Source organism: Mesorhizobium sp. M7A.F.Ca.ET.027.03.2.1, from assembly GCF_003999175.1.
Classification (GTDB): Bacteria; Pseudomonadota; Alphaproteobacteria; order Rhizobiales; family Rhizobiaceae; genus Mesorhizobium.
The window spans coordinates 1-3162 of the sequence record NZ_RZOM01000740.1; the positions used below are offsets into that span (position 1 = coordinate 1).

The 3162-nt window shown below is 62.6% G+C and carries 5 protein-coding genes; 1 reads left to right on the forward strand and 4 read right to left on the reverse strand.

What is annotated here, in order from left to right; all coding sequences use genetic code 11:
- The 3 genes from EN750_RS25965 to modA all read right to left on the reverse strand — a co-directional run.
- The coding region (locus tag EN750_RS25965) for an ATP-binding cassette domain-containing protein (RefSeq protein WP_127398261.1) at nucleotides 1–345 on the reverse strand (345 nt) is incomplete at its 3' end.
- Entirely contained in the window at nucleotides 342–1046 is a 705-nt protein-coding gene (modB, locus tag EN750_RS25970; RefSeq protein ID WP_127398263.1) for a molybdate ABC transporter permease subunit, read from the reverse strand. The genes EN750_RS25965 and modB, both read right to left, overlap by 4 nt.
- Nucleotides 1047–1061: 15 nt before the next feature.
- Entirely contained in the window at nucleotides 1062–1856 is a 795-nt protein-coding gene (gene modA / locus EN750_RS25975) for a molybdate ABC transporter substrate-binding protein (RefSeq protein ID WP_127398265.1), read from the reverse strand.
- 160 nt (nucleotides 1857–2016) lie between these two features.
- Between modA and EN750_RS25980 the strand changes: the two genes are divergently transcribed.
- Nucleotides 2017–2226 carry a molybdopterin-binding protein gene (locus EN750_RS25980; RefSeq protein ID WP_127398267.1) on the forward strand — a complete coding sequence of 70 codons (210 nt, stop codon included), beginning with the start codon at nucleotides 2017–2019 and terminating at the stop codon, nucleotides 2224–2226.
- Between the two features lie 11 nt (nucleotides 2227–2237).
- Here EN750_RS25980 and EN750_RS25985 read toward each other — a convergent pair whose 3' ends face one another.
- Complete coding sequence (locus EN750_RS25985) at nucleotides 2238–3032, reverse strand: thymidylate synthase (protein WP_027160597.1); 795 nt, start codon at nucleotides 3030–3032, stop codon at nucleotides 2238–2240.
- Between the last annotated feature and the right edge of the window lie 130 nt (nucleotides 3033–3162).

Consider the following 3162-nt stretch of genomic DNA (forward strand, 5'->3'; position numbering starts at 1 on the left):
GGCATCGATATCGGCGTAGCGCTCCGCCGGCGGCGTGAACCAGCGGCCGTAGCGAAGATTGCCGGCAACGCTCAAATGCGGAAACAGCCGTGCGTCCTGGAACACCATGCCGATGCGGCGCTTGTGCTTCGGCACGAAAATGCCGGCACCGGTATCGACCAGCACACGGCCGTCGACCTCGATGCGTCCCCTGTCGGGCCGGATCAGCCCGGCAATCATGTCGATCAGTGTCGTCTTGCCCGACCCAGACGCGCCGAACAGCGCCGTCAGCCGCCCGGCGCTTTCGAAGCGGGCGTCGATGGCGAAACCACCCAGCCGATGACTGATGTCGACGAGAACGCTCATTCGATGTCCAGTCGCCGGCCGACACGCCGCGCCAGCACCTCCGAAGCCACAAGTGCTGCCATGGAGATGACGATGGAGATCAGCGTCAGGCGGAGCGCCCCTTCATCGCCACCCGGCACCTGCGTGAAGGTGTAGATCGCCGACGGCAATGTCTGCGTCTCATTGGGAATGTTGGAGACGAAGGTGATGGTGGCGCCGAACTCGCCCATCGCCTTGGCGAAGGCCAGGATGGCGCCGGCGATCAGCCCGGGCAGGATCAGGGGCAGCGTGATGGTGGCGAACACCCAGAGCGGATTGGCGCCGAGCGTTCCCGCCGCCGCTTCCATCTTGCGGTCCACCGCCTCGATCGACAGCCGGATCGCCCGCACCATCAGGGGAAAGCCCATGACGCCGCAGGCCAGCGCCGCACCTGTCCAGCGGAAGGAGAAGACAATGCCGAAATGCTCGGCCAGGAAGGCGCCGGCCGGGCCGCGCCGGCCGAAGGTCAGCAGCAGCAGGTAGCCGGTCACCACGGGCGGCAGGATCAGCGGCAGATGCACCAGCCCGTTGAGAACGGTCTTGCCCCAGAACTGTCCCCGGGCAAGCAGCAGCGCGATCAAGATGCCCGGCGGCAGGCTGGCGAGCATCGCCACCATTGCCACCTTGATGGACAGCCGAACCGCATTCCATTCGTCGCGAGTGAGGTCCAGCAGCCAGTTCATTGTGCCCCTTGGAACTCAGTTGCTCGGCGCGAGTACGGTAAATCCCTGATCCTTGAACAGCGCGGCCGCCTTGGCCGACTGCAGGCATTTCAGGAAAGCCGGCGTATCCTTGTCCTTCGAATCGGCGGTCTGGGCAACCGGATAGATGATCGGCGGATGCGAATCCTCCGGGAAGGTGCCGACCACCTTGACGCCCTTTTCGGCATGCGCGTCAGTGGCATAGACAATGCCAAGGGCGGCTTCGCCCGTCGAAACCAGCTTCAGCGCCGCGCGCACGTTTTCGGCCTGCGCCACCTTGCCCTCGACCGAGGACCAGACGCCGAGCGATTCAAGTGCAGCCTTGCCGTATTTGCCGGCCGGCACCGCCTTGAAATCGCCCATGGCGAGCTTGCCGTCGCCGATCAGCTTGGCGAGGTCGAAGCCCTTCTCGATCCTGGTTTCGACCGCCGAGTCCTTCGGCGCCACCAGCACGATCTCATTGCCGAGCAGCTTCACTTCGGTGTCCGGCTTGGTCAGCTTCTTGTCGGAGAGATATTTCATCCAGTCGAGGTCGGCCGAGATGAAGACGTCGGCAGGCGCCCCGCCCTCGATCTGCTTGGCCAGCGCCGAGCTTGCGGCATAAGAGACGGTCGCGGCTTCGCCGACATCGGCCTGGCAGGCCTTGTTCACCGCGTCGAGCGCATCCTTGAGGCTGGCCGCGGCAAACACGACCACCTTGTCTTCCGCATGCGCTGCCGGCACGACTGCCATCAGCGCCGCAGCCAAACCGCCAATGGCGATCGCCCTCGATCCAAAACCTTTGCGCGTCATGGAAAACTCTCCCTGGTTTGAAATCCGGCCGGCTCGAAGCCTGCTAACCGATATATCCGTATGAATATAACAAGGGAAGGCCCGGCGCCCCATGAAAGCGTCTGTACGACACCGATTGTTCTGATGAGACCGGCAAAGAAACCCTGGAAAGGAAACTCCGATGAAGATCAGCGCCCGCAATATCCTCAAGGGAACGATCGCCGAGATCGCCAAGGGAGCCACCACCTCGCATGTCAGGATCGACATCGGTGGCGGCGCCATCGTCACCGCCTCGATCACCAACGAGGCCGTCGCCGATCTCAAGCTCGAAAAGGGCAAGCAGGCCTATGCCGTGGTCAAGGCCTGGGACGTGATGGTCGGCATCGACTGAAATGTGCGGCCTTAGACCGCGATCGGCGCCTTGATCGACGCATCGGCGACGTAGTTTTCCAGCCGGAAATCCTCGAAGCGGAAGGCGAACAGATCCTTCACCTCCGGATTGATCCACATCGTCGGCAGCACCTTCGGCGTGCGCCGCAGTTGTTCGCGTGCTTGCTCGAAATGGTTCGAGTAGAGATGCGCATCACCGAGCGTGTGGACGAAATCGCCGGGTTTCAGCCCGGTGACCTGCGCCACCATCAAGGTCAGCAGGGCATAGGACGCGATGTTGAACGGCACGCCAAGAAAGATATCGGCGGAACGCTGGTAGAGTTGGCAGGAAAGCCGCCCTTCCGAAACATAGAACTGGAAAAGGCAGTGGCAGGGCGGCAGCGCCATCGCTTCCACCTCGGCTGGGTTCCATGCCGAAACGATCAGCCGCCGCGATTGAGGATTTTTGCGTATCTCCTTGAGAAGATTAGCGATCTGGTCGATCGAGCCGCCATGGCCATCCGGCCAGGAGCGCCATTGCTTGCCGTAGACCGGGCCGAGATCGCCATTCTCGTCGGCCCATTCGTCCCAGATCGAAACGCCGTTATCGGTGAGGTATTTGATGTTGGTGTCGCCAGCCAGGAACCACAGAAGCTCATGGATGATCGACTTAAGATGCAGCTTCTTGGTCGTGGTGACGGGAAAGCCGCGCGCCAGGTCGAAACGCATCTGGTAGCCGAAGACGGAGCGCGTTCCGGTGCCGGTGCGGTCGCCGCGATCGGCGCCATTGTCCAGCACGTGCTGCAGGAGGTCGAGATACTGGCGCATCGGTTCCGGCTCGATTCGGTTGTCCAGCCATCATAACTTACAGACGGGCGGTCGAACACCACAAAGCAGCGCAAGCCCAGCCCTAAGCCAGCCAGTCCCCAACAACATCACCGGCTGGCGCCTAGACCGC